Source organism: Streptomyces sp. LS1784, from assembly GCF_020103755.1.
GTDB lineage: Bacteria > Actinomycetota > Actinomycetes > Streptomycetales > Streptomycetaceae > Kitasatospora.
In genome coordinates this window covers 13144-39139 of record NZ_JAHSQD010000017.1, presented here as the reverse complement: position 1 = coordinate 39139, position 25996 = coordinate 13144, and the positions used below count along the sequence as shown (strand labels likewise).

General features: G+C 70.0%; 21 protein-coding genes. 18 read left to right on the top strand and 3 right to left on the bottom strand.

From position 1 onward, the window contains the following. The first annotated feature begins 182 nt into the window (after positions 1-182). The 3 genes from KS423_RS04515 to KS423_RS04505 all read left to right on the top strand — a co-directional run bounded on the left by KS423_RS04515 (position 183) and on the right by KS423_RS04505 (position 4316). Entirely contained in the window at positions 183-1628 is a 1446-nt protein-coding gene (locus KS423_RS04515) for a restriction endonuclease (protein WP_224275073.1), read from the top strand. A 342-nt stretch (positions 1629-1970) separates the two neighbouring features. Beyond that, positions 1971-2966 (top strand): hypothetical protein, encoded by a 996-nt coding sequence (locus tag KS423_RS04510; protein ID WP_224275071.1) that lies wholly within the window; start codon positions 1971-1973, stop codon positions 2964-2966. Between the two features lie 48 nt (positions 2967-3014). Continuing rightward, positions 3015-4316 carry a cytochrome P450 gene (locus KS423_RS04505; protein ID WP_224275064.1) on the top strand — a complete coding sequence of 434 codons (1302 nt, stop codon included), beginning with the start codon at positions 3015-3017 and terminating at the stop codon, positions 4314-4316. A gap of 822 nt (positions 4317-5138) precedes the next feature. Here the strand turns inward: KS423_RS04505 and KS423_RS04500 are convergent. Further along, the gene (locus tag KS423_RS04500) at positions 5139-6065 is read right to left on the bottom strand and encodes a DeoR/GlpR family DNA-binding transcription regulator (protein ID WP_224275062.1); all 927 of its coding nucleotides are present in this window, start codon (positions 6063-6065) and stop codon (positions 5139-5141) included. A gap of 648 nt (positions 6066-6713) precedes the next feature. Between KS423_RS04500 and KS423_RS04495 the strand changes: the two genes are divergently transcribed. Genes KS423_RS04495 through KS423_RS04450 form a run of 10 tightly spaced genes read left to right on the top strand, consistent with a single transcriptional unit; the run spans position 6714 to position 15447 of the window. Further along, a complete protein-coding gene (locus KS423_RS04495; protein ID WP_224275060.1) occupies positions 6714-7565 on the top strand; it encodes a fumarylacetoacetate hydrolase family protein in 852 nt (283 codons plus the stop codon). A gap of 11 nt (positions 7566-7576) precedes the next feature. Further along, positions 7577-8917: an L-fuconate dehydratase gene (locus KS423_RS04490; protein WP_224275059.1), complete on the top strand. Its 1341-nt coding sequence runs from the start codon at positions 7577-7579 to the stop codon at positions 8915-8917. Then, complete coding sequence (locus tag KS423_RS04485) at positions 8914-9675, top strand: SDR family NAD(P)-dependent oxidoreductase (RefSeq protein ID WP_224275057.1); 762 nt, start codon at positions 8914-8916, stop codon at positions 9673-9675. Before KS423_RS04490 ends, KS423_RS04485 begins: the two co-directional genes overlap by 4 nt. Then, on the top strand, positions 9672-10667 hold the full coding sequence (locus tag KS423_RS04480) for an aldo/keto reductase (protein ID WP_224275055.1): 996 nt from the start codon (positions 9672-9674) through the stop codon (positions 10665-10667). The genes KS423_RS04485 and KS423_RS04480 overlap by 4 nt, the downstream gene beginning before the upstream one ends. Next, a complete protein-coding gene (locus KS423_RS04475; RefSeq protein ID WP_224275054.1) occupies positions 10668-11408 on the top strand; it encodes a (Fe-S)-binding protein in 741 nt (246 codons plus the stop codon). It begins immediately after the preceding gene. Then, positions 11405-12868 (top strand): LutB/LldF family L-lactate oxidation iron-sulfur protein, encoded by a 1464-nt coding sequence (locus KS423_RS04470; RefSeq protein ID WP_224275052.1) that lies wholly within the window; start codon positions 11405-11407, stop codon positions 12866-12868. The genes KS423_RS04475 and KS423_RS04470 overlap by 4 nt, the downstream gene beginning before the upstream one ends. Beyond that, the gene (locus KS423_RS04465; RefSeq protein ID WP_224275051.1) at positions 12865-13530 is read left to right on the top strand and encodes an LUD domain-containing protein; all 666 of its coding nucleotides are present in this window, start codon (positions 12865-12867) and stop codon (positions 13528-13530) included. Before KS423_RS04470 ends, KS423_RS04465 begins: the two co-directional genes overlap by 4 nt. Then, the gene (locus KS423_RS04460) at positions 13527-13838 is read left to right on the top strand and encodes an L-rhamnose mutarotase (protein ID WP_224275049.1); all 312 of its coding nucleotides are present in this window, start codon (positions 13527-13529) and stop codon (positions 13836-13838) included. The genes KS423_RS04465 and KS423_RS04460 overlap by 4 nt, the downstream gene beginning before the upstream one ends. After that, complete coding sequence (locus KS423_RS04455) at positions 13835-14704, top strand: amidohydrolase (RefSeq protein ID WP_224275047.1); 870 nt, start codon at positions 13835-13837, stop codon at positions 14702-14704. Before KS423_RS04460 ends, KS423_RS04455 begins: the two co-directional genes overlap by 4 nt. Before the next feature lie 47 nt (positions 14705-14751). Continuing rightward, a complete protein-coding gene (locus tag KS423_RS04450) occupies positions 14752-15447 on the top strand; it encodes a FadR/GntR family transcriptional regulator (protein ID WP_224275045.1) in 696 nt (231 codons plus the stop codon). Positions 15448-15508: 61 nt separating this feature from the next. On the opposite strand, the gene KS423_RS04445 is transcribed toward KS423_RS04450, so the two are convergent. Beyond that, entirely contained in the window at positions 15509-17653 is a 2145-nt protein-coding gene (locus tag KS423_RS04445) for an alpha-galactosidase (RefSeq protein WP_224275044.1), read from the bottom strand. Between the two features lie 25 nt (positions 17654-17678). Continuing rightward, a complete protein-coding gene (locus tag KS423_RS04440) occupies positions 17679-19979 on the bottom strand; it encodes a discoidin domain-containing protein (RefSeq protein ID WP_224275042.1) in 2301 nt (766 codons plus the stop codon). A gap of 312 nt (positions 19980-20291) precedes the next feature. Between KS423_RS04440 and KS423_RS04435 the strand changes: the two genes are divergently transcribed. From KS423_RS04435 to KS423_RS04415, 5 genes are read left to right on the top strand one after another with little or no spacing between them, the layout of a single operon-like run. Then, complete coding sequence (locus KS423_RS04435) at positions 20292-21482, top strand: ROK family protein (RefSeq protein ID WP_224275040.1); 1191 nt, start codon at positions 20292-20294, stop codon at positions 21480-21482. A 57-nt stretch (positions 21483-21539) separates the two neighbouring features. After that, a complete protein-coding gene (locus KS423_RS04430) occupies positions 21540-22817 on the top strand; it encodes an ABC transporter substrate-binding protein (RefSeq protein ID WP_224275029.1) in 1278 nt (425 codons plus the stop codon). A gap of 19 nt (positions 22818-22836) precedes the next feature. Next, positions 22837-23772 carry a carbohydrate ABC transporter permease gene (locus KS423_RS04425; RefSeq protein WP_224275028.1) on the top strand — a complete coding sequence of 312 codons (936 nt, stop codon included), beginning with the start codon at positions 22837-22839 and terminating at the stop codon, positions 23770-23772. Then, a complete protein-coding gene (locus tag KS423_RS04420; protein ID WP_224275026.1) occupies positions 23769-24614 on the top strand; it encodes a carbohydrate ABC transporter permease in 846 nt (281 codons plus the stop codon). Before KS423_RS04425 ends, KS423_RS04420 begins: the two co-directional genes overlap by 4 nt. Next, positions 24611-25984, top strand: coding sequence for an alpha-L-fucosidase (locus tag KS423_RS04415; RefSeq protein WP_224275024.1), 1374 nt, complete (start codon positions 24611-24613; stop codon positions 25982-25984). The genes KS423_RS04420 and KS423_RS04415 overlap by 4 nt, the downstream gene beginning before the upstream one ends. Positions 25985-25996 lie beyond the last annotated feature (12 nt).

Here is a 25996-nt window from a genome sequence, read left to right as displayed (position 1 = left end):
TACGGCTCGATGAACGTCCACTGCTCGTCGGTGAGTTGCCTACGTGTCACACGCAACGTCCTACCGGATCCCGCTTTCGAGCAAGCACGAAACCGCAATATTGATCACGACATCACACAGGCCCTAGCATCGCTGCCTCCGGCAGCTGCCGGCATCGTGCGCACAACAGGAGACTAAAGCCCATGGCGGACACCCCTCGACCGGATACACCTCCGTCCGAGGCCGCGTTGGACGCCGACCTACGGAAGCTGCTGCCGCCGGGCCAGTGGGACGACCTGGAAGAGCAGTTCGACCAGTTGAAGGTTGACTCGAACCCGTGGGCCAGAGGCACCGAGCTGGAGAAGCTGCTCGTGCAGGTTCTGAGACGTGCCCACTTCCGGGTCGAGCACGACCCCGCCACGGCCGACCGGCAGATCGACCTGATGGCCTCCTCCCGGGACGGTACCTACCTCATCGAGTCGAAGTGGACGAACAGCCCGTCGGACGTGGACGTGGCTGACAACCTCCGCGTGCGGGTGAAGGAGGTTGGCAGGCAGGCCGTAGGCGTACTGATCACCGTCGCCGGAGTCACCAGCCCGTGCGCGGCACGCATCGTGCGATACCGCGAGGAGGCCCTTGTTGTCGTCCTCGACGAAACCGACATCCGTCTCGTCCTCAACAACCCGCACGAACTTTCCCGGCTGCTCTCCTTCAAACGGATGCAGCTGGAAATGGCGGGCCGCGTACATGTTGGAGCCGACGGCCAGCACTGGCACCGCTCCTCGACCGACATCGACTATGTCCTCCCGGACTCCACGCGGCAGATTGTCGACTTGGCGGGCCGGCCGCTTACCGCAGTCACCGCCGCCGGTAACCACTCGCCCGACGTCTTCACCTTGGACCTGCCCAACGTCGACGGGCGCTTCTCGTGGGGCTACGGGGTCACGCTTGACGTCTCGCTCGGCGCCCGAAGTGAGAACGAGCTCCTCGAAGCCCTCCGAAAACTCAATGAGCACGGGTGGCTCAGCAGGCACGCCTACTGGACGATTCAGAAGGCTGGCCAAGTCTGGCACGGCGTCGGAGCACGGACCTTCGCCGCCGCCCTGCCCCAGTGGCGGGACCGCCTGTCCTCCGGCAGCAGAGACTCCTCCGAGATCATCACGCTGTTCGACAAGATCGACGGCGGCTGGTACACGATCACCACAGGCATGGACTGCGACGAGGCGCGCCGAGCAGAGGAAGCGGTGCTCTCCTTCCAACTCGAAGGAGTGCCAGTTGACCAAGGGCCGCTGCGCCACCTCGTAGAGCAGTTCGAGGTGCCGCTTCGCGGCTTCTACCGGCCGCTGGCGGCAAGTGCTGTAACTCATGGGTCGTCCCAAGACCGGCCGGAGCTGGAAGCTATCGGGTTCGTGACTGAGCGAAGCGGCGGCCGGCTGTGGGCGGTCGGCCTCGTCGCCAAGAACCCCTACTACGGCCTCGCCTACGGGAAACAGCCCCCCTCTTGGCCAGTGATGCAGTCCGGCGTGCTGGTATGTGCCCTGCGTTCCCACCACCCGGCGGACGAGCCGAGAAGCCGCTACCACCTGTACTCGTGGGCGCTTGCCTCGGCCTACGACTCGACCGCCGTGCAGATCGTCGCCGAGTGGTAGAGGCACACCGCTCTGCGCCCCGGTTACTTGCCCCGTAGGAAAGGGTCCGAACAGCCGATACGGACAGTTTGTTTGGCTGTCCCGGGGTCACGCCAAGGGGTTTGCCGTCCGCATCCAGCCCAGAGGCGCGTTCACCAGGTTCTCGGGCTGCTTACTCACTCGTGGATGCGGTCGCGATGGAGAACGAGGCCGGTTTCGTCGGCCCGTTCGTGGTCGCCGCGCAGGCGCAGGCGACCGGATGAACCTCGACGAGCCTCGCATCCTGGGGCAGTCTGACCGATTCGTCCCCCGGTCGAGGCCAAGCGGCGTACGCTCCTTCTCGCTGTGACCTGAGGGGAGCAAATGAGCAGCACCATCATGCCGTCCTGGCGGCACCCGCTCCTGCGGCTTCATCATCGCAAGATCGAGAAGCGCCTTGAGCCGGCCGAGAAGGCGGCTGCCGAACTTGGCGTCCCCTTCGACGCCGACAAGATCCGGCGGGCCCTTGCCTACGACTCCCGTACCCTCCGAGGCAGGTTGATCGGACTGCTCGTTGTTGGGGCTGCTCTCGCCGTCCTCGGCTTCAGCCTGTATTCGAGCATGGCCCACCCGTCGTCGAGCCGGGTACTGCATGCCGTCGGTACGGCCCTGAAGCCCATTCTGCTGGTGTCGGCGTCCCTACCGGTGATGTGGCTTCTCAGTGCCAGGGCCGGAGACTGCACCGCTCCCTGTTACGGCCTGGTGCAGCCGCTACTCGTCCTGCTGGCGGCGAGCGCCGCCGTGGCCACGGAAGAGCAGCGCCGGTACACCGAGGCAGCCGCCCTTGCGGACAAGACCACCGACTTGCGGCCGCTCTTCCACGAGCTGGGGACAACGGTGAGCATCGCGTACGGGAGTGCGGCCGGACTTCGGGACGAGGTGAAGGCCCATGCCGAGCGGGTCATGCAAGCACTTGAAGAGACAGCCGCGGACCTGGCCACGGACCACAAGACGGCAGCGCGAAGGCTCGGCTCCGACATTGCGGAGATCTTGGGCAACCTGACGTCCGGCCGGTTCACGACCCTCCTTGGCGAGGAGAGGCTTCCCGAGGTGGCGTCCGTCGATCCTGACCGGATGGCCGGGCGCTACCTGGCCCGGGCCTGCGTGAAGTCGGCCCTGCTGGTCATCACTCTCGGGTATCTCGCGGAATCGCTGGGTGCGCCGATCCTGGGCGTCGTGGGAGGCACGATCTCGGGGTTCTTCCTCGTCGCGTACCTGTTGCTGGCCCGTAAGCACGGACTTGCCGAAGCGTCAAGGCTGATCCGTATCATCAAGGAACCCATGGGCGGTGCTCCGAGCGCTCAAGAGGCCAAGGAGTAGGGCCGCCGCCCTGGCGAGCCGTCGGGCGGTGGCGTACGGTCGGCCGGTATGGGCTTCGATCAGGCGCGGGCCAATCGGATCTTCCTCCCCGGGACGTACGCCGAGGGTGTGCCGTACGACCTGTTCCGCGAGCTGCGGGCGGAGGCGCCGGTGTGCTGGGTGGAGGAACCGGCGGTGGGGGAGTGGCCGGCCGGGCCCGGCTACTGGGCGGTGTTGCGGCACGCGGATGTGAAGCGCGTGCTGCGCAGTCCGGAGGACTTCTCCTCGCACCTCGGCGCGACCCAGATCCGGGACCCGGACACGTCGGCGGACCTGGAGTTCGCAAGGGCGATGATGCTCAACCAGGACCCACCCGACCATTCCCGGCTGCGCCGGGCCGTCGCCGCCGCCTTCACCCCGCGGGCGCTGCACGAGCTGACCACCGCCATCGAGCAGCGCGCGGCCGAACTCGTCGCCGGGATGAGACCGTCGGGCGAGGCCGACTTCGTGCCGGTGGCCGCCGACCTGCCCGTGTGGACGCTGGCCCTGATCCTGGGCGTGCCGGAGCAGGACCGGCAACTGCTGGTCGACTGGTCGAACCGTGTGATCGGCTACCAGGATCCGGACTACGCCCGGTCCAGTACCGCCGACCCGTCCCGGCTCACCGAGATGGGACGTGCCGCGCTCAGCCACCGCCCCACGGCCCACACCGCCCCCGACGGTCGCCCGATCAACCCGCGTTCCCGCGCCGCTCTCGCCGACATGTTCGGGTACGCCCACGCGCTCGCCGAACAGCCACCGCCGGGCAGCATCGTCGCCCGCATGCTCGAAGCCGGACTGAGGGCCGCCGATTTCGAGACGATGTTCTTTCTGTTCGGAGTCGCCGGAAATGAGACCCTGCGTAACGGCCTGCCCGGCGGCCTGTATTCCTTGCTCACTCACGCCGACCAGTACCGCCGATTGTCCGTGCAGCCTGACCTGATCAGTTCGGCGGTGGAGGAGTTGCTTCGGTTCTGGCCGCCGGTTCTGCAGTTCCGGCGAACCGCGACCCGGGACGTGGTGCTGGCCGGCGAGAGGATCCGCCGGGGCGACAAGGTGGTCGTCTACCACGCTTCCGCGAACCGGGACGAGTCGGTCTTTTCCGACCCGGATCGCCTAGATGTCACCCGTGCGCCGAACGACCACGTCAGCTTCGGGTTCGGGCCGCACTTCTGTGTGGGGGCGAGACTCGCCAGGATCCAGATGTCGGCCCTGATCCGCCGGGTCGTCGCCGAGCTTCCCGGTCTGGAGCTTGCCTCGGACGCGCCGCCGAAGCGGCTGGTCTCCAACTTCCAGAACGGGCTGAAGGAGCTGCGCATCCGTTGGAGCTAGGGCGACGTCGACTGGCCGACATCGGCGGGGTATCTCTACCCCATGACTCCGGCAGGGCCTAATCGGCGGTTGCCCGGAGGGTGACTTCTCCGCGTCCAAGGATGGAGAACCACCATGTCTGCGTGCTCGTATCTGTCTGCTGCCTGGCCGGGTGGTGCCCGTTCGGATCAAGCGGCGTCGGCCACTTCCTCGTGCCCGTCGGGCTTTGCCGGGCATCTCCGCCTGTCGCAGCCCAAAAATGGTCCCTCTGATTCAACTCCGTCGTGGGTGCTCACCATCCACGACCAGGTATTTGCCGCGAATGTCTGTGACACCTTGCGCGGTTCCCTGAAACCGTCAGTGTCCACTTCTGGCGTCGACGTAATAATTTCGAGCGAGCTCTGTATTTCTCTTGACGGGAGGGGTCCGATTTCCATGAGGCTGATGCATCGAGTGGCCGGGAGGACCGTTCATCTCTGCGATGGCCGATCCGTTCTGGATTCGACCGATCGGGGCGCAAGGTGCGGTTGTCCGGCTTCCTGGGATGCGCGTCGTCTGAGGGCCAGGGCTGGTAGCGGGCCGCGGCCGCATGTCAGGGTGCGGTTTCGACTGGCGAATCTACCGAACGCCGGGGTCTTCGAATTCTCGACCACATCCTGGGATTTCGCCGAAGCCGTGCAGCGTGAATTGGGCGAAGTCGGCCATGAGGGTGGCTCTCGCGACGGCGTGATCGGAATTGATTCCATCAGGTTCCCGGCCCGGACCGGGCTGGAAGTGAGCTACTGCCGGCCGGTACTGAAGCTGGGCCCATACGGTTGATTTCCAGGGCAGCGGCGGTCCGCATTACGCTGCCGCTCCCGACGGTACGTCGCGCGAGATCGAGTGGTGGGCGATCGTCCTGCCGGGACGGGGCGAAGCCGCCTCCGGGTCTTCCGGCATGGAGACGTCGCCGTGGCCGGAGGTCGGGACGAGCACGAGCTCTCGGACGGAATTCGCGAGCACCTTGCGGGCCGTCAGCGGGAGCGCTTCGTCGGTGACCAAGCAGTCGACTTCGTTCAGGGCTGCGAAGCTGCTCAGCCCGACGATCCCCCACTTGCTGTGGTCCGCGACCACGACCGTGCGGCGCGCGGAGGCGATCAGGAGCCGGTTGGTCTGTGCCTCCGCGAGGTCGGGCGCGGTGAGGCCGGCCTCCTCGCAGACGCCGTGCGCGCCCAGGATCAGCAGGTCCACGTGGAGGGAGCGGATCGTCTGTTCGGCCAGGACCCCCACCAGAGTTGCCGAGCGGTTGAGCGTGCCTCCCGTCAGAAGCAGCTGCGGAGCTGCCGTTCCTCCGTTGCTGCCGGCTGCCCGCACCAGGTCCGCGATCGGCAGGGAATTGGTCACGATCGTCAGCCGCGGGATCTCCAGGAGCCGGGAGGCCACCGCGTGCATCGCGCTGCCGCCGGAGAGGGCCACCACACTGCCCGGTGCCACGAGCTTCGCTGCCGCGCGCGCCAGCGCTGCTTCTGGGCCCGCGGGGCGAGCGGACTCGGCCTCGGCCTCGGCCCTGACTCCGGACCTGTCCGTGCTCGCGGTCGCGGCCGCCATCGCTCCGCCGCGGACCTTCTGCACGGCGCCTTGGCGTGCCAGCGCGTCCAGGTCGCGGCGGATGGTCATGTTCGACACACCGAACTGCTCGACCAGTTCGGCGACGCGGACCGCGCCGGCCCGGCGAGTCGCCTCCAGGACCAGCGACTGGCGCTGGGCTGCGAGCAACAGCTGATGAGCCATGGAGACCCTTTCGATCGGACGGACACCCGGTTGCCACCGGTCGGCGGACCGACCTTCAGGAGGACTGGGCGAGCAGGTGCGGACGGGTGGCCGGCGAGGCGGCACGACGACGTCGGGCACTCGCCCGGTCCGGACAGGCCATCTGCGGGACCCCGGCGCAGCCGTCGGCGGCGTCCGCCGGGCCGTGGCATGACCGGCCTGTCGGAGCGCTGCCCGTTCCGCATGCGCGCCATGGAGTCGCGCGTCGTGTAGCCCGCGCCCGGCATCACCCGGGTAGGCCCCGGACGGTGGAGCCCGCCGATGCCGTCGGCAGCGGCAGTGGGCGGGGTCCTGCTGTTGGCGGAGCCGGCTCGGTGTCGGCGGCCCGGTAGGGACCCTCAGCCCGGGTGGCCGCCGACACCTGCCAGTGGCCCAGCACATCCTCTGACAGGGTAAACATCGGATGACTGGCTTCCATGAAGCCTAGATCGGCTTCAGGCCTGCAGGCAAACCGATGCAAGCCCTGTTTGTGGCAAGTCAAGGTGTCGCCCAACGTTGGACGTCTTCTTGTGCTTGTAGATGCCGGGCCGTATGGTCATGGGCGCGCCGAGTCATCCGATGTCTGTTCTCGTTGATGGCCGAGTCGGCGCTCATCGACCGGAGGTGGACATGAAGCTGATGCGGATCGGCGAGCCCGGGGCGGAGATCCCCGTGGTGCTCGGCGAGGACGGCCGGACCCACGGGCTGTCGGGAGTGGCCGAGGAGATCGACGGGGCGTTCCTGGCCTCGGGCGGGGTCGAGCGGGTGCGGGAGGCGCTCGCGGGCGGGGCGTTGCCCGTGGTGGAGACCGAGGGGCGTCGGGTCGGTGCTCCGGTCGCGCGGCCGGGGAAGGTGGTGTGCGTCGGGCTCAACTACCGTGACCACGCGGAGGAGACCGGCGCGGCCGTCCCCGAGCGGCCGGTGGTGTTCATGAAGGACCCGTCCACCGTGGTCGGCCCGTACGACCGGGTGCTGATCCCGCGCGGGTCGGTGAAGACCGACTGGGAGGTCGAGCTCGCGGTGGTGATCGGGCGCGAGGCCCGGTACCTGGCGAGCCCGGCCGAGGCGGGCGCGCACATCGCGGGCTACGCGGTCAGCAACGACGTCTCGGAGCGGGAGTTCCAGCTGGAGTACTCCGCGCAGTGGGACCTCGGCAAGTCCTGCGAGACCTTCAACCCGCTGGGCCCCTGGCTGGTGACGCCCGACGAGGTCGGGGACGTCCAGGCGCTGGGCCTGCGGCTGGCCGTCAACGGCGAGGCGCGGCAGGACGGTGACACCAAGAACATGATCTTCGACGTTGCGTACGTGGTCTGGTACCTCAGCCAGTACATGGTGCTGCGCCCCGGCGACGTCATCAACACCGGCACCCCGGCCGGCGTGGCCCTCGGTCTGCCCGGCAATCCGTACCTGCGCGAGGGCGACACCGTCGAGCTGTCCATCGACGGCCTCGGCACCCAGCGGCAGACCTTCATCAACGCCTGAGAGGCATCGAGTTGTCCACCACCACGGCGCGGATCACCGCCGTCGACACCTACGACATCCGCTTCCCCACCTCGCGCGAGCTGGACGGGTCGGATGCGATGAACCCGGACCCGGACTACTCCGCCGCGTACGTGGTGCTGCGCACCTCGGCGGGCGGCCACGAGGGCCACGGCTTCACCTTCACCATCGGACGCGGCAACGACGTCCAGGTCGCGGCCATCGACGCGCTGCGCGAGCACGTCGTCGGGCGGCCGGTCGTCGAGCTGTGCGCGGACCCGGGCTCGCTGTACCGCGACCTGATCGGCGACAGCCAGCTGCGCTGGCTCGGCCCGGAAAAGGGCGTGATGCACATGGCCATCGGCGCCGTCGTCAACGCCGTCTGGGACCTCGCGGCCAAGCGCGAGGGCAAGCCGCTGTGGCAGCTGCTCGCCGACGCCGACCCCGAATGGCTGGTCTCCCAGGTCGACTTCCGCTACATCAGCGACGCGCTCACCCCCGGCGAGGCCCTGGAGCTGCTGCGCAAGGGCAAGGAAGGCGCCGCCGACCGGGCCGCCGAGCTGCTGCGCCGCGGGTACCCGGCCTACACCACCTCGCCCGGCTGGCTGGGCTACTCGGACGAGAAGCTCACCCGCCTCGCGAAGGAGGCGGTGGCGGACGGCTTCACCCAGATCAAGCTCAAGGTCGGCGCCGACCTCCAGGACGATGTCCGCCGCTGCCGCACCGCCCGCGAAGCCGTCGGACCGGACATCCGGATCGCGATCGACGCCAACCAGCGCTGGGACGTCGCCGAGGCGATCGAGTGGACGAAGGCGCTCGCGGAGTTCGACCCGTACTGGATCGAGGAGCCGACCAGCCCGGACGACATCCTCGGCCACGCCGCCATCCGCGGCGGCGTCCACCCCGTCAAGGTCGCCACCGGCGAACACGTGCAGAACCGGATCGTCTTCAAGCAGCTACTCCAGGCTGAGGCGATCGACTTCCTCCAGCTGGACTCCGCCCGCGTGGCCGGCGTCAACGAGAACCTGGCCATCCTGCTGCTCGCCGCCAAGTTCGGCGTACCGGTCTGCCCGCACGCGGGCGGCGTGGGCCTGTGCGAGCTGGTCCAGCACCTGTCGATGTTCGACTATGTCGCGCTCAGCGGCACGGTGGAAGACCGGGTCATCGAGTTCGTCGACCACCTGCACCAGCACTTCCTCGACCCGGTCCGCATCGGCGACGGCCACTACCTGGCACCCACCACGCCCGGTTTCTCGGCCGCCATGCACCAGGCCACCATCGACACCTACCGTTACCCCGACGGCGCGTTCTGGGCCGCCGACCTGGCCACCACCAAGACCGAGGAGCGCGCATGACCACCGACCTGATCGGCCTGACCGCCCTGGTCACCGGCGGCGCCTCCGGCATCGGCCTGGCCACCGCCCAGCTGCTCGCCGAGCGCGGCGCGGACGTCGCCGTCCTCGACCTCGACCCGAGCGGCGCCCCCGCCCCACTGCGCGGATTCACCGCCGACGTCAGCGACGACGCCTCCGTCCGTACGGCCGTCGAGGGCGCGGCCGAGGCGCTCGGCGGCATCGACATCCTGGTCAACAACGCCGGCATCGGCGCCGCCGGGACGGTCGAGGACAACCCCGACGATCAGTGGCACCGCGTCCTGGACGTGAACGTGCTCGGCATCGTCCGCATCACCCGGGCGGCCCTGCCGTACCTTCGTCGGTCGGCCCACGCCTCGGTCGTCAACACCTGCTCCATCGCCGCCACCGCCGGACTGCCGCAGCGGGCGCTGTACTCGGCCAGCAAGGGCGCGGTGCTCTCGCTGACCCTGGCCATGGCCGCCGACCACGTCCGCGAGGGCATCCGGGTCAACTGCGTCAACCCCGGCACGGTCGACACCCCGTGGGTCGGCCGCCTGCTGGACGCCGCCGCCGACCCGGCGGCCGAGCGCGCCGCCCTCAACGGCCGGCAGCCCACCGGCCGGCTGGTCAGCGCGCAGGAGGTGGCGGCCGCCGTCGCCTACCTCGCCTCTCCGGCCGCCGGCTCCACCACCGGGACGGCGCTGGCGGTGGACGGCGGCATGGCCGGCCTGCGGCTGCGCCCGGAGCCGGCGGCATGAACCTGCGGCACAACCCGCTCGGGCGCAGCACGGTACTGGTGAGCGAACTCGCCTTCGGTGCGGCGGCGATCGGCAACCTGTTCACGGGGGTGAGCGACGAGCAGGCGGCGCAGTCCGTAGGTGCCGCCTGGGAGGCCGGTGTCCGCTACTTCGACACCGCCCCGCACTACGGGCTCGGACTGTCCGAGCGGCGGCTCGGCGAGGCACTGCGCGCCAGGCCCCGGGACGAGTACGTGCTGTCCACCAAGGTCGGTCGCATCCTCGAACCGGTCACTCCCGACGGCGACGACCTCGCCAACGGCTTCGCCGTCCCCGCGACGCATCGCCGGCGCTGGGACTTCACCGCCGAGGGCGTGCGCCGGTCGATCGAGGAGAGCCTGAACCGGCTCGGCCTCGACCGGATCGACATCGCCTACCTCCATGACCCGGACGACCACGCCGAACAGGCCCTCACCGAGGCCTACCCGGAGCTGGAACGCCTGCGCGCCGAGGGCGTGATCGGCGCGATCGGCATCGGCATGAACCAGGCCGAACTGCCGGCCCGCTTCGTCCGGGAGACCGACATCGACGCCGTCCTGCTGGCCGGCCGCTACAGCCTCCTCGACCAGCGCGGCCTGACCGAACTGCTGCCGCTGGCCGCCGAACACGGCGTCGGCCTGGTGGTCGGCGGGGTGTTCAACTCCGGCCTGCTCGCCGACCCGAAACCCGGCGCCACCTTCGACTACGCCGCAGCGCCCGCCGAACTCCTCGACCGGGCCCTGCGGTTGAAGTCCGTCTGCGAACGGCACGGCGTCCCGTTGCGCGCTGCCGCACTGCGCTTCCCGTTCGGCCACCCGGCCGTCGCGTCCGTGCTGGTCGGCACCCGCAGCGCCGCCGAGGTACGGGACGCCGCCGCGATGCTCAACCATCCCGTCCCGGACGGGTTGTGGGCGGAGCTCAAGGAGCGCGGGCTGCTGCCCGCCGAGGCCCCGACCCCCGGAGATGAGGAGTAGATGCGGATTGCCCTGTTCATCACCTGCTTCAACGACATCATGTTCCCCGGCACCGGCCGGGCCGTGGTGACCGTTCTGGAGCGTCTCGGCCATACGGTCGAGTTCCCGCAGGAGCAGACCTGCTGCGGGCAGATGCAGTTCAACACCGGTTATCGGCCGGAGGCCGTCCCCCTGGTGGAACGCTTCGTCCGCACCTTCGCCGACTACGACGCCGTCATCACCCCGTCCGCGTCCTGCGCCGGCATGATCCGCGAGAACCACGCCGTACTGGCCGAGCAGCACGGCACCCCACGACTCCAGGTCGCGGTCGCCGAAATGGCGCCCAGGGTTCACGAGTTCACCGAGTTCCTCACCGACGTCCTCGGCGTCACCGATGTCGGCGCCCGCTTCCCGCACAAGGTCGCCTATCACCCCACCTGCCACTCCCTGCGCGGCCTGCGGCTCGGCGACCGGCCGCTGCGACTGCTGCGCGCCGTCAAGGACCTCGACCTGGTCGACCTCCCCGCGGCCGACTCCTGCTGCGGCTTCGGCGGCACCTTCGCCGTCAAGAACGCCGAGACCTCCGGCGCGATGCTCGCCGACAAGGCGCAGGGAGTTCTGGACAGCGGTGCCGAGGTGCTGTGCGCCGCCGACAACTCCTGCCTGCTGCACATCGGCGGCGGTCTCTCCCGCCAGGGAAGCCCAGTTCGGACCATGCACCTGGCCGAGATCCTCGCCGCCACCGACGGAGGGCCCCGATGAACGAGAACAGAGGCGTCGTCTGGCTTGGCTCCCCGTCCTTCCCCGAGGCCGCCCGCGAGGCGTTGAAGGACACCCAGCTGCGCGCCAACCTGAAGCGGGCCACCGGCACCATCCGCGACAAGCGCCTCGCCGTCGCCTCGGAGCTGGACGACTGGGAGGCGCTGCGCGCAGCGGGCGCGGCGATCAAGAAGCGCACCGCGCGCCATCTCGACCGCTACCTGGTGCAGTTGGAGCAGTCCGTCACGGCGGCGGGCGGCACCGTCCACTGGGCCTCGGACGCGGCCGAGGCGAACCGGATCGTCACCGAGCTGGTCCGGGCCACCGGGGAGCGGGAGGTGGTGAAGGTCAAGTCCATGGCGACCCAGGAGATCGGCCTCAACGAGCACCTCGCCGAGGCCGGGATCACCGCCTACGAGACCGATCTCGCCGAGCTGATCGTCCAGTTGGGCGACGACCGGCCCTCCCACATCCTCGTCCCCGCGATCCACCGGAACCGCACCGAGATCCGCGACATCTTCGCCGCCCGGATGGGGGAGTGGGGCCAGCCCGCCCCCGAGGGCCTGAGTGACGAGCCGGCGGAACTCGCCGAGGCGGCACGCCGCCACCTGCGGGAGAAGTTCCTCACCGCCAAGGTCGCCGTCTCCGGCGCCAACTTCGCGGTTGCGGACACCGGTACGGTCGTCGTGGTCGAATCCGAGGGCAACGGCCGGATGTGCCTCACCCTGCCCGAGACCCTGATCACCGTGATGGGCATCGAGAAGGTCGTCCCCACCTGGACGGACCTGGAGGTGTTCCTGCAGCTGCTGCCGCGCTCCTCCACCGGCGAGCGGATGAATCCGTACACCTCCACCTGGGCGGGGACGACGGAGGGCGACGGGCCGCAGACGTTCCACCTCGTCCTGCTCGACAACGGCCGCACCGACACCCTCGCCGACACCGTCGGCCGCCAGGCCCTCGCCTGCATCCGCTGCTCGGCCTGCCTCAACGTCTGCCCGGTCTTCGAGCGCACCGGCGGCCACGCGTACGGCTCGGTCTATCCCGGGCCGATCGGCGCGGTGCTGACCCCGCAGCTGGTGGGCGTGGAGAACGCCGCGAGCCTGCCGTTCGCCTCCACCCTCTGCGGGGCCTGTTACGACGCCTGCCCCGTGAAGATCAACATCCCGGAGGTCCTCGCCCACCTGCGGGCCGAGGCCGTCGAGGCGAAGCGATCCGCCAAGCGCCTGCCCACCGCCGAGGCGGCGGCGATGAAGGCGGCTGCCACCGTCCTCGACTCCCCGCGGCTGCTCGCCGCCGCCCAGAAGGCGGCCGCGCTGGGCGGCCGGGCCCTCGCCCGGAAGGGGCGGATCGGACGGCTGCCCGGACCGCTGCACGGCTGGTCCGACACCCGCGACACCCCCGCGCCGCCCGCCCAGTCCTTCCGCAGCTGGTGGCGCGAGAACAAGGAGGAGAAGGAGCGATGAGCAGCCGCGAGGCCATCCTCGGCCGCATCCGCGCCGCCCTCACCGACGTCCCGCGCGGTGAAACCCCCGAGGACGTACCCGTTCCGAGGAACTACCGCCGCAGCCACGTCGAACCGGGCGGCGACTGCGTCGCCCTGTTCGCCGAACGGGTCGCCGACTACCGGGCCACCGTCACCCGCACCGACCGGGCCGGACTGCCCGCTGCCATTGCCGCCGCCCTCACCGCGCGGGGCGTACGGCAGCTGGCCCTGCCCGGCGGCTTTCCCGTCGAGCTGCTGCCGCCCGGCGACTGGGAGTGGCACCCCGAACCGCTGGACGTCCCCCAACTCGACGCGCTGGACGGGGTGATCACCCTCGCCGCCGCCGGCATCGCCGTCACCGGGACCATCGTCCTCGACGCCGGCCCCGGCCAGGGCCGCCGCGCCCTCACCCTCGTCCCCGACTACCACCTGTGCATCGTCCGCGCCGAGCAGATCGCCGACGACGTCCCCGACGCCCTCACCCGCCTCGACCCCACCCGGCCGCTCACCTTCATCTCCGGCCCGTCCGCCACCAGCGACATCGAACTCAACCGGGTCGAAGGCGTCCACGGCCCCCGCACCCTCGACGTCGTCATCGTCGACGCCTCTGCCGACCCCACCCACCCGGAGCAGCACCCATGAGGATCGCCCTGCACACCCGCGTCCGCGAGGACCGGATCGAGGAGTACGAGGCCGCCCACCGTGCCGTGCCGGACGAGCTGACGGCCGCCATCCGCGCAGCGGGTGTCTCCTCCTGGACGATCTGGCGCAGCGGCTGCGAGCTGTTCCACCTCCTGGAGTGCGAGGACTACGCCCGGCTGCTCGCCGAACTCGAACACCTCCCGGTGAACATCGCCTGGCAGGCACGGATGGCCGAACTCCTCGACGTCGTCCACGACTACTCCGAGGACGGCGCCGCCGCCGGGCTCCCGGTGGTGTGGCGCCTGTGACCACCCGGCCGATCATCGACGCCCACCACCACGTCTGGGACCTCGCCGTGCGTCCGCAGCCGTGGATCACCGGCGAGGCCCTCGCCCCGCTCGCCCGCTCCTTCTCCGCCGCCGACCTCACAACCGAGGCCCGCGCGGCCGGCGTCGTGGGCACCGTCGCCGTACAGACCGTCTGCGTTCCCGAGGAGACCCCGGAGCTGCTGGCCCTCGCGGCGGGCAGCGACCTGGTGACCGGGGTCGTCGGCTGGACCGACCTGACGGCGCGCGACGTCGTCGACCGGATCGCCGCGCTGCGTGAACTGCCCGGTGGGGAACGGCTGGTGGGCATCCGCCACCAGGTCCAGGAGGAGCCCGACGCGAACTGGCTGCTGCGCCAGGACGTCCGGCGCGGCCTGCTGGCCGTCGCCGAGGCGGGATTGGTCTACGACCTGGTGGTCAAGCCGCACCAGCTTCCTGCCTCCGTCACCGCCGCAGCCGGCCTCACCGGGCTGACCTTCGTCCTCGACCACCTCGGCAAGCCGCCCATCGCCACCGGCGTGATCGACCAGTGGGCGGCCGACCTGCGCTGCCTGGCCGCCTTGCCCAACACCGTGTGCAAGCTCTCCGGCATGGTCGCCGAGGCCGCCCCCGGCACCTGGCGGGCGGAGAACATCGCCCCGTACGCCGACACCGCGCTGGAGGCCTTCGGACCGCACCGCCTGCTCTTCGGCTCGGACTGGCCGGTCTGCACGCTCCAGGCCAGCTACCGCGAGGTCGTCGACCTCGCCGACCGCCTCACCGACCAACTGAGCCCGTCCGAGAAGGACACGCTGTTCCACGACAACGCCGTCCGTGTCTACGGCCTCAGGCCGCCCGCCCGGGTATGACCTATCCTGCACAGACCCGAACACGATCACGAGAGAAGCGAGTACGCGTGCCGGTCACCGACGAGGCGATCGAGAAGATCAAGGCCATGATCGTCAGCGGTGAGCTCCGCCCGGGCTCGAAACTCCCACGCGAGCCCGACCTGGCCGAGCGCCTGGGCCTGTCCCGCAACTCCCTGCGCGAGGCGGTCAAGGCGCTCTCCCTCATCCGCGTGCTCGACGTACGGCAGGGCGACGGCACGTACGTGACCAGCCTGGAGCCCGAACTCCTGGTCGACGCACTGTCGTTCGCCGTCGACCTCCAGCAGGACGACACAGTGCTGCAGTTCCTTGAGGTCCGCCGCATCCTGGAGCCCGCCGCGGCCGCGATGGCCGCCCGGGTGATGTCCGACGAGGACATCGCCGCCCTCGGCGCGGTGCTGGCCGAACTCGACGACGACGCCTCGCTGGAGGCGCTGATCGAGAACGACATGGAGTTCCACCGCCGCCTGGCGGCCGGCTCGGGCAATGCCGTGCTCTGCTCCCTCATCGGGGGAGTCTCCGGCCCCACCGCCCGCGCCAGGCTCTGGCGCGGGCGCACCGAGGAAGGCTCCGTGGAGCGCACCAGGCAGCAGCACCGGGCGATCTACGAAGCCGTCGCAGCCCGACAGCCCGACCTCGCCCAGGCCTGGGCGACGGTGCACATCGGCGAGGTCGAGCAGTGGCTGCGCGCCACCCTCGGCGCGGCGGCCTCTGAGCTCGACTGACCGGAGATCAGCAACGCATGTGGCGGGGACGGCCGAAGCCGTCCCCGCCACACGCGTTCTCCTACTCGGCGAGCAGTTCCAGCACCAGGCACTGCTCGGGATCGAGCAGCGGCGCTGCCAGGCCGACCGTGGCCAGTACCGCGCCCGGGACCCGGACCGACCCCGCGGCGATCCAGGGCACGGCGGTGCTGGGGTGGGCCGAGGCGGCCTGGAACTCCGGGCGGACCGTGACGGTGTAGGTCAGTGCCGGGTCGAGTCCGGGAATGCGGATCCGGCCGGCCACCGACGAGGTCGACGACACCAGCTGGAACAGGCCGAAGACACCCTGGCGTCGGTCGTCGGAGACCATGCCGTGGAGGAGGGCCGACGGGTCCGGGTGGTCGGCACGGACGGTCCGCCCGCCGTGCAGCAGCGGCCGGAGTCGCTTGTGCAGACCGACCCAGTCGGTCAGGCGGTCGAGTTCCTCCTCGGAGCACGCCGTGATGTCCCACTCGATGCCGGCGTGGCCGAACAGGGCGGTCGCCAGCCGGATGGGCAGCGGGCTGGTGCGTCCGGTGGTGTGCGCGGTGGCGGCGCCGACGTGGCTGCCGGTCAGCTCCGGCGGGACGAACAGCCCGGTGTAGCGCTGGATGCGCTGGCGCTCGACGGGGTCGTTGGTGTCCGAGGCCCAGATCCGGTCGGTGCGCTCCAGGATGCCGTAGTCGATCCGGGCGCCGCCGGAGGAGCAGGACTCGATCTCCAGGCCCGGGTGGCGCTCGCGCAGTTCGTCCAGGAGGCGGTAGACGGCCAGGGTCTGGGCGTGGACGCCCGCCGTGCCTGCGTGGGCGGCTTCGAGCAGGTCGCGGTTGTGGTCCCACTTGAGGTAGCCGATGCCGTACTCGTCCACGAGGGCGTGCAGGCGCTCGGCGATGTGGGCGTACGCCTCCGGGTTGGCGAGGTCGAGCACCTGCTGGTTGCGGGCGTTCGGCGCGGCGCGGTCGGGGGCGGCGAGCAGCCAGTCGGGGTGGGCGCGGGCGAGGTCGGAGTCGGGGTTGACCATCTCCGGTTCGACCCAGAGCCCGAACTCCATGCCGAGCGCCCGGACCCGCTCCACCAGGGGGTGGAGTCCGTCCGGCCACACCGCCGGGTCGACGGTCCAGTCGCCGAGGCCGGCGCTGTCGTCGCGGCGGCCCAGGAACCAGCCGTCGTCGAGGACGAAGCGTTCCACGCCGACCCGGGCGGCGCGCTTGGCCAGCTCGGTGAGCCGGTCGAGGCGGTGGTCGAAGTAGACCGCCTCCCAGGTGTTCAGCATCACCGGCCGCGGGCTGTGTGGGTGCGTGGGCCGGGCGCGCAGGTGCTGGTGCAGCCGGTCGGACAGCCCGTCCATGCCCTCGCCGGACCAGGCGAAGTAGGACCACGGGGTCTGGTAGGCCTCGCCGGCCGCAAGGCGGATCTCGCCGGGCGTGAGGAGTTCGCCCGCGCCGAGCACCGGGCGGTGTTCGGGCAGGAGTTCGGCGTAGTGAAGGTGGTTGCCGCTCCAGCCGGCGTGCGCGGCCCAGACCTGGCCGTGCCGGAAGCCGAAGCCGGGCTCGCCGACCAGGAACAGACCGGTCGCGTCGTGCCCGGTGCGGCCGCGACGGGACTCGCGGGCCGTCAACCCGTGGGCGAGCGGCCGCCGTTGCGGCTCGCGTTCGCGGGCCCAGCGGCCGGTGAAGTCGAGTACCTCGCCCGCCTGTTCGCCCACCGGGAGCAGGCAGGCGGCCGTGTCGAGGACGTAGACACCCGGGCCCTCGTTGGTGATCTCGTGCCGAAGCCGGACCACGCCGAACCGGTCCATCTCGGCCTCGGTCGCCACTGCCAGGCCCGCGGCCTCGTCGCGAGCCCGAGCCACGAGCCTGCCGCCCTCACCTGACGAGCCGCTCAGCGCGACCGGCTCGGTCAGCGTCAGGCGCAGATGGGGCGGCATGCCGTCCCGGTGCCCGGTGATGCCGGGGCGCCCGACCCAGCCGTCGACCTGCTGCGGGACCAGCCGCAGCCGCACCGGGGCGTCCACGGAGGCCACCGGCCAGGAGGGCCGGAGGCCGAGCAGCAACTGGTCGGTGTCGCCGAGGTCGCCGGGGTCGGCGCCCCAGTGCAGGACGACCGGCAGGCCGGGGCCCGAGACGTCCAGGATCAGGGCGGTCCCGGCCGCGCGGAGCACGGCCGGGACGGGGTTGTGCACTGTCATGCGTTCGTCTTCCGATGGGGAGTGATCACAGGCCGATGACGTTCAGCTCGGCACACGAGGTCCAGGGGTTGCCGTTGACCTCGGACAGTGCCCGGAAGCGGACGTAACGGCCGTTGGTAGCAGTGAAGTTGACGGTCTTCAGAGTGCTGTCCTTGGCGAACGTACCAGTGGCCACCGGGTTTCCCCAGGTGACGCCGTCGGCGCTGACGTAGAACTCGTACTTCCCGACCCAGCCGTTCTGCGGGCCGTCCTGGCGGGGCAGGTAGCTGAAGCCCGAGACGGTGTGCGAGGCCTTCATGTCGAGCTGGATCTCGTGCGGGCACGCCGGAGCGGGGGAACTGCCCGTCCACTGGGTGTGCCAGAAGGTGGCCATGGAGCCGTCCAGCACGTTGCTCGCCGGATCGTTCTCCGCCGTCAGCTCCTGGCTGTCCGCGTACGCCACGGTCCAGCCGGTGCGCGGCAGGATGTGCGGGCCGCCGCCGTTGAGCTGCACGTTGAAGTGGGCGGTGCCGTTCATGGTGAGGGTCAGCACCAGGGTCTTGGTCGTAGGGTCCCAGATCTGGTTCTGGGTGTACGGGCGGGACATGCCCGGGTACTCGTCGAAGGCGATGTTCGGCTTGCCACCGTTCCAGGTGCCGACGACGGTGATGGTGACGTTGCGGACGTCCCGCGCGCTCCGGTCCGGGAGGGTCTTGCCGCCGACGGTGGTGATCGAGCCGTCTGCGTTCACGACGGGGTTGCCGGCGGAGTCCAGCTTCGGCGCCATGTAGTTCTGGCCGAAGGCGAGGGTGGTGGCCTGGTCGGTGACCAGCGAGAGCGCGTTGGTCAGGTCGAGGCGGTAGTTGAAGACGTGGAAGCCCAGGTTGGACGGGTTCTCCTGGACGATGACGTTGGTGTGCTCGTCCGAGCTGATCGTCACCGAGGCGGTGGGGACGTTGGTGGGGGAGAACACCACGGCGGACTTCTGCTGCACGTCCATCGCGGGGCTGGTGTAGTACCACTGCTTCTGCGCGCCGTCGGAGCGCACCAGCCAGCCGTTTCCGGCGCTCGCGAAGCCGGGGAACAGGCCGTCGTAGTAGCCGGCCGGCTTCGGCGTGGTCACGGTGGTGAAGGCGGCGAGGTCGGCGGCGGGCATCGTGGTGGGGACCAGCGAGAGCATGCCGTACCGGCCGTCGACGGCCATGGCGTTGTTGAGCGACTGAATCCAGCCCGGCGTGGTGAAGTTGGCGATGCCCTTGGCCAGCACCTGCTGCTGGCCGGCGACCTCGGCGCGGGTGGGGATGGTGATCCAGCCGTTGAGTACACCGCGCAGCAGCGGGTAGACGCCGAACTGCGCGCCCGCGTAGCGGTGGCCGAGCGCGCCGTTGGTGAAGTACGAGGCCTCGGACAGGAAACAGGTCGCGCCCTGCGAGAGGTCCCGGACGATCGACTGCACCTGGAGGCCCTGCGGGTACTGCAGGATGAACTTCCAGTCCTGGTAGCCCGAGCCGCCCGGGAAGACGCCCCGGCTGTCCAGGCCCCACTTCCACCAGTCCGTCGAGGAACCCCAGTTGCCGATGTAGCCGGTCAGCCACAGGCCCTTGATCAGCGCGTCGGTGCTGGTGGTCGCGAACGACTCCTTGTTCATGAACACCAGGTTCGCCGCGTTCGCCTTCATCGTCGGCAGGAACGCGGAGTTGTTCTGCATGTAGTCCAACATCATTCCGTCGGTGCCGAAGATGTTGGTGTCGGTCCAGAAGAAGAACATGCCCAGCTGACCGGCCACGTTGAACAGGCTGATCAGGTAGTTGCTCAGGTCCGGGCCGTTGTAGAGCTCGGCGGCGTTGAACCCCTTGAAGGTCTTCGGGTGGGTCTGGGCCCAGGTCTGCCACTGGCTCACCGGGATCAGCTCGGTGTTGCCGGTCTCACCGTTGGCGACCTGCGCGAGGACCGGGATGCCGGCGGCCTCGGCCGCATCCAGCTGGGACTGGATCCAGCCGGTCGTGGCCGGAACGTTGCGGAGGTGGTTGTCGCCGATGAGGTTGATGTAGGCGTACGGCTTGAGCCAGGCCGGGACGGTGTCCCACAGCTGGGCGAGGGTCCCCTGGTAGGGGGCGTCGCTCTGGCCGAAGTTGATCAGGTGAGCCGGGTGGGTCGCGTCGATCACGGCGCGCATGGGGGTGCCGGTGGCCGCTTGCGCCGTGCCACCGAGGCCGAAGGCGCCGAGCACGGCGGGCGTGGCCGCACCGGCGCCGATGGCCGCGATCGTGCTGAGGAAGCGCCGACGGGTGGGGCCGTCGGTCATGGCGTCGTGCGGTCCGGACAGGGCGTCGTCTGGGTTCGCCACGGCTGTACTCCTGGGGGTGCGCGGTCCGCCATTGGGCCGCAGGGGGTGGGGAAGCGAACGGTAGGCGACCCCGGCCGGTGAGGGAAAGCGATTCGGAGGGGGGGACGGCCGGACTTCATAACCGATGGCAATACGCGTCTGCGCAGGCACGTCCGGTTATGGTGCGGGGTTTCGAAAGCTCGTGTGGAATCCTTTCGGAATCGTTGCGCGACCTGCGGCCTTGACCTACGGTCCTCGCAGCCGGTTACGAAACACGGATTCGAAACGGGCCTGCAATACCCGTGTCACACGCCCTGGAGAATGGAGGAGACCGTGACCGCGTCCGCGTTCGACGGCGACCCTTCCCCCAGGTCGACGACGGCCGCCTGTGCGGCCGCGCTGCGTGGTCTCGGCGAGGCGACGCTCACCCAGCTCGCGACCGCCACCGGGCTGTCCCGGCCTACGGTCAAGGAACGGCTGGCGGAGCTCCCCGAACTGGTCGAGGTCACCACCGGCGCGTCGCACGGGAAGTCGCCCACGCCCAGCGGCGGCCGACCGGCCTCGCGCTTCCGCTTCCGCAGCGAGCACGGCTTCGTGATCGGCGCGGAGATCGCCAAGCACACCGAGCGGATCATCGTCTGTGACATCGGCGGACGGATCCTGCACATCGGCGAACACCACGAACCGCAGCCGCTGCCAGGCCACGAGCGGATCGTCGGCCTGCGGGAGCGGCTGGGCCGCCTGGTAGCCCGGCTGCGCACCACCCACGGCAGCTGGCTCGGCCTCGGCGTCGCGCTGACCGGCGGCATCGGTCCCGACGGCCGGATCAGCTACTCGCCGCACCACCCCGACCTGCAGGGCCGTTCACCGGCCGAGGCAGGGCTGGCGTTCGGCGAGGTCCCGGTGATCGTGGAGCACGACCTGAACGCGGCCGCCGTCGCCGAGCACTGGTACGGAGCCGCGCGCGGCGCCGACACCTTCGCCCTGGTGCTCGCCTGGCACCAGGTGGCGGCCGGCATCGTCCTGGACGGCCGGATCCACCGCGGCAGCCGGAACATGGCCGGCGAGCTGAACCTGATCGACGACGGCCCGGAAACCCCCGCACACTGGGCCGAACTGGAATCCTTCCTCCCCGTCCTGGAAGCCGCCGACCGCGGCGACCAGGACAGCCAAGCGGAACTCGACCGCTTCGCCGACCGGGCCGCGCGGCAGATCGCCTACCTGACCCTGGCGATCGACCCGCAGCTGATCGTGCTCGGCGGCCCCGTGGCCGGCCGGCGCGCGCTCACCGACCGGATCGACGCGCGACTGACGACCCTGCTCCGGCGCGCCTATCCGCTGGACCTGGCCGTCACCCAGTTCCCGGTCTTCGGCCCCTCCCTCGGCGTCCTGCAGACGGCACTGAGCAGCACCTTCGACACCCTGCTCGGCGACCCGGCCTTCCCCGCCCGGATCGACATCGGCCCGCTGCTCACGGCCTTAGCCGACCGCCGCCGCCGGGTGCCCCAGCCCGCCGGCGCCTAGCGGCACCCGGCCGCCCCCGCTCTTCCTCACCTCCACCCACCCGAGAGGAACCCCGTCATGCCCAGAATCAGAATCGCCGCCGCGATCGGGACCACGGCGATGGTGGCCGCAGCCCTCACCGGCTGCTCCAGCTCCAGCCAGTCCGAGGGCTCCGGACACGCCACCATCACCTACATGCTCCCCACCTCCTGGGCGAACGTGCCGGGCTTCCAGGACAACGTCCACGCGTGGGAGAAGCAGACCGGCAACACCGTCAAGCTCACCCCGGTGCCGGATGCCAACTACGACTCGCTGGTGCAGGCCCGCCTGGCGGCCAAGAGCGGCGTGGACATCTTCGCCGGCCAGGACACCGTCAAGGACAAGGCCGCCCTGATGCAGCCGGCCACCGGCCCGTGGATCGAGCGGCTCACCCCGGACGTCCGCAAGGCGATCACCGCCCCCGACGGCACGGTCTGGGGCACCCCGAGCGCCGACGGCCTGAACGCCACCGGCGTCATCTACAACAAGGACGTGTTCACCAAGGCGGGCGTCACCGCGCCGCCCACCACGCTGGCCGAGTTCGAGGCCGACCTGGAGAAGGTCAAGGCCACCGGCGCCACGCCGCTGTACGTCAGCGGCAAGGACGGGTGGACGCTGCTCCAGCACCGCAGCGCCGTCAACGCGAACTTCGTGGGCGCCGACCCGCAGCTCGCCGCCAAGCTCGACGCCAACCAGAGCAAGTGGGCCGACATCCCCGGCTTCACCCCGGAGTACCAGGCCCTCGCGGACTGGGTCGGCCATGGGCTGACCAACCCTGACGCGCTGACCGCCACCTACGACTCCGCCACCGCCGCCCTCGCGAACGGCAAGGCCGGTGCGATCGTCAACGGCACCTGGGCGCTCGCCGCCGTCGCCAAGGTCAACCCCTCGGCGCACCTGGGCTTCTTCCTCCTGCCGTCGGCGGACGGCAAGACCACGCTCGGGCTCCAGAAGCCCAACCTGCTCAAGGTCGCCAAGTTCTCCAAGGTCGCCCCGCAGGCCCAGGACTTCCTGAACTTCATGGTCGACCAGCCGCAGGCCCAGAAGTTCATGGACGCGAACCCCGGCGTCTCCGCCTTCACCGACGTCAAGGCGGCCAATGCCTCCGACGGCGTCGCCGACCTGCAGAAGCTCGTCGACCAGGGCGGCTCCGTCGTCCCCTTCGACCAGCAGTCGGCGATCCCGCAGCCGCAGGACGACATCATCGCCGCCTACCAGCAGCTGATCGGCAAGCAGACCGACACCGCGAAGTTCGCCGACCAGGTGCAGAAGGCCTGGCAGAGCGCGGGCGCCAAGGCCGGCACCGCCGGCTTCTGACACGAGCGGATACGAACCCATGAGCATCGCTGCCCCCAGGCGGCAGAAGGCGGAGACCGGCCGAGCCGCCAAGGCGGCCGGCCGGTCCCGCCAGGGCGTGGACCGCGTCTACCCCTACACGTACCTCGTCCCGGCAGTCGTGGTCTTCACGGTCTTCTTCCTGCTGCCGGCGTTCTTCGGGATGTACCTGTCCCTCACCGACGCCTCGACCTACGTGCCCGACACCAACTTCGTCGGCCTGGCCAACTATCGCCTGCTGTTCGGCGACGGAACGGCCCTCTGGAACGCCACCGCCAACCAGTTCGTCTACGCGGCCTGCGTGACGGTCGGCAAGACCGTCCTCGGAATCGCGATCGCCTTCCTGCTCAACCGGGCGTTCCGCGGCAGCAAGGTCCTGCGCGTGGTGGTCTACCTGCCGATCATGTTCTCCACCATCGTGGTCGGCCTGCTCTTCAACTACCTGCTCAAGTCCGACGGCCCGGTCAACGCCCTGCTGAAGCCCTTCGGGCTCGCCAACGACTGGTTCGGCAGTTTCGACCTCGCGCTCTACAGCGTCACCGCCGTCGACGTCTGGATGGGCGTGGGCTGGACGGTGGTCCTGGTGCTGGCCGCACTCCAGGCTGTGCCGACCGAGCTGATCGAGAGCGCCGAGCTCGACGGTGCCAGGCCCTGGCAGGTGGTGCGGCACATCAAGCTCCCGTACATCCGCCACGCGGTCAACCTGGCGGCACTGATCACCTTCATCACCGGCATGAAGGGCTTCGACCTGATCTACGCCACCACCGGCGGCGGCCCCGGCACCGCGACCGAGGTGCTCACCTCCTACGTCTACAAGCAGCTCAACACCGGCTCGCTGGGCTACGCCGCCGCCGTCAACGTCTTCCAGTTCGTCCTGATCACCGTCATCGCGCTGGTCATCAACCGCTTCGTACGCAGGATGGAGGCGACGCCGTGACCCGGCAGCGCAACCGGCGCCGGCCCGGCGGCATCCTGGCCGCCGTGGCCACGTACGCCACGGCCGTCCTCATCGCCCTGGTGTTCCTGGCCCCGCTGGCCCTGGTCCTGCTGACCAGCGTCAAGGGCGCCGCGGACTCCCAGACCATGAGCTTCTCGCTGCCCAGCAGCTGGCACTTCGACAACTACCTGACCGTCATCCGCACCGGCAACGCCCTCCAGGCACTCGGGAACAGCGTGCTGATCTCGGCGGCGGTGACCGCGGTCACCGTCCTGGTGTGTTCGCTGGCCGCCTTCGTCATCGCCCGGCGACCGGGCCGGGTGACGGGAGGCGTCTACAGCTACCTGCTCACCGGACTCATCGCACCCTTCGCCTTCATTCCGGCGATCCGGCTGCTCCAGGAGATCGGCCTCGGCGGCTCCTACCTGGGACTGATCCTCACCGATGTCGCCGTGCAGATCCCGTTCATCACCCTGATCTACGTCGGCTTCATTCGGCAGCTGCCGAAGGAGATCGACGAGGCCGCCATGCTGGACGGCGCGGGTTCGCTGCGGATGTTCTTCACGATCATCTTCCCGCTGCTGCGGCCGGTCAGCTCGACCGCGCTGATCCTGGTCTTCACCTACGCCTGGAACGAGTTCCAGAACGTGCTCTTCCTGATCCCCGACGCCGACCGATGGACCCTGCCCATGACCGTCTTCACCTTCCAGTCCACGCACAGCTTCGACTACGGGCTGGTCTGTGCCGACCTGGTTCTCACCATGGTGCCGGTGGTCGCGGTGTACCTCACCGCGCAGAAGTACATCGTCAACGGCATGGTCGCGGGAGCGGTGAAGGCATGAGTGAGACGACCATCGGCCACAAGGGCCTGCCGATCGAGGTGCCGGCGCGGTTCGAGCGCTCGGACTGGTTCCGCCGCGACCGCTTCGGCATGTTCATCCACTGGGGCCCCTACGCCGTCCCGGCCCGCGGTGAATGGGTCCGCTCGCACGAGCAGATCGGCATCGAGGACTACCGGTTCGCCGTTGACGGCTTCGGTGCCGAGGACTACGACCCGCACGCCTGGGCAGCCCTCGCCGAGGCCGCCGGCATGAAGTATGCGGTGCTGACCGCCAAGCACCACGACGGGTTCTGCCTGTTCGACTCGGCGCTCACCGAGTACGGCAGCATGCACAACGGCATCGGCCGCGACCTGGTCCGCGAGTTCCTCGACGCCTTCCGCGCCCGCGGCATCAAGGTCGGCCTCTATTACTCGCTCCTCGACTGGCACCGCCCCGACTACCCGCACTACGGCGACCTCATCCACCCCGAGCGCGAGAACCCCGCCTTCGCCGACCACCGGCCCGACCTGGAGTCGTACCGGGCCTACATGCACGGCCAGATCCGGGAGCTGTGTACCAGCTACGGGCAGTTGGACATCCTCTGGTTCGACTTCTCCTACGAGGGCATGGGCCCGCAGGAGTGGGGCGCGCAGGAACTGATCGAGATGGTCCGAGAGCTGCAGCCGACCGCGCTCATCGACAACCGGCTGGAAGCCGATGGCGGCGGCCCCGGCTCCATCGTGACCGACGCGCCCACCGACTACAGCGGCGACTTCGCCTCCCCCGAGCAGCTGATCCCGGTCGACGGCATCCGCGCCGAGGACGGCAGCCCCGTGCCGTGGGAAGCCTGCATCACGATCAACAACAACTGGGGCTACACCGCCGGCGACGACCTGTGGAAGAGCCCCGGGCAGCTGATCACCAAGCTCGTGGAGTGCGTGGCCAAGGGCGGCAACCTGCTACTCAACGTCGGACCCGACCCGCGGGGCCGGATCCAACCCGAGGCCGTCGAGCGACTTCAGGCGATCGGCGCCTGGCTCGCCGCCAACGGCGAATCCGTCCACGGCGCGGGTCCCGCCGGCCTGGAAACCCCGGAATGGGGCTACTACACCCGCAACGGGAACACCCTGTACGCCCACGTCCTGCGCCCGCCGATCGGACCGCTCGCCCTGACCGGCGGACTCCTTCCGAAGGACATCGGCAGGATCACGCTGCTCGCCGACGGCCGCGAACTCCAGCTGTGCGACGCCTGGGTGATCAAGTCCTACCCCGACATCCCGTTCGTCCAGTTCGGCGAGATCGGCCATTTCACCTACCCGCTGCCGGACCCGACCGACACCGTCGTGAAGATCGAGCTCGTCGACGCACCGAGCGCCGCGCACCCCGCGTAGCCTCCCGGAACC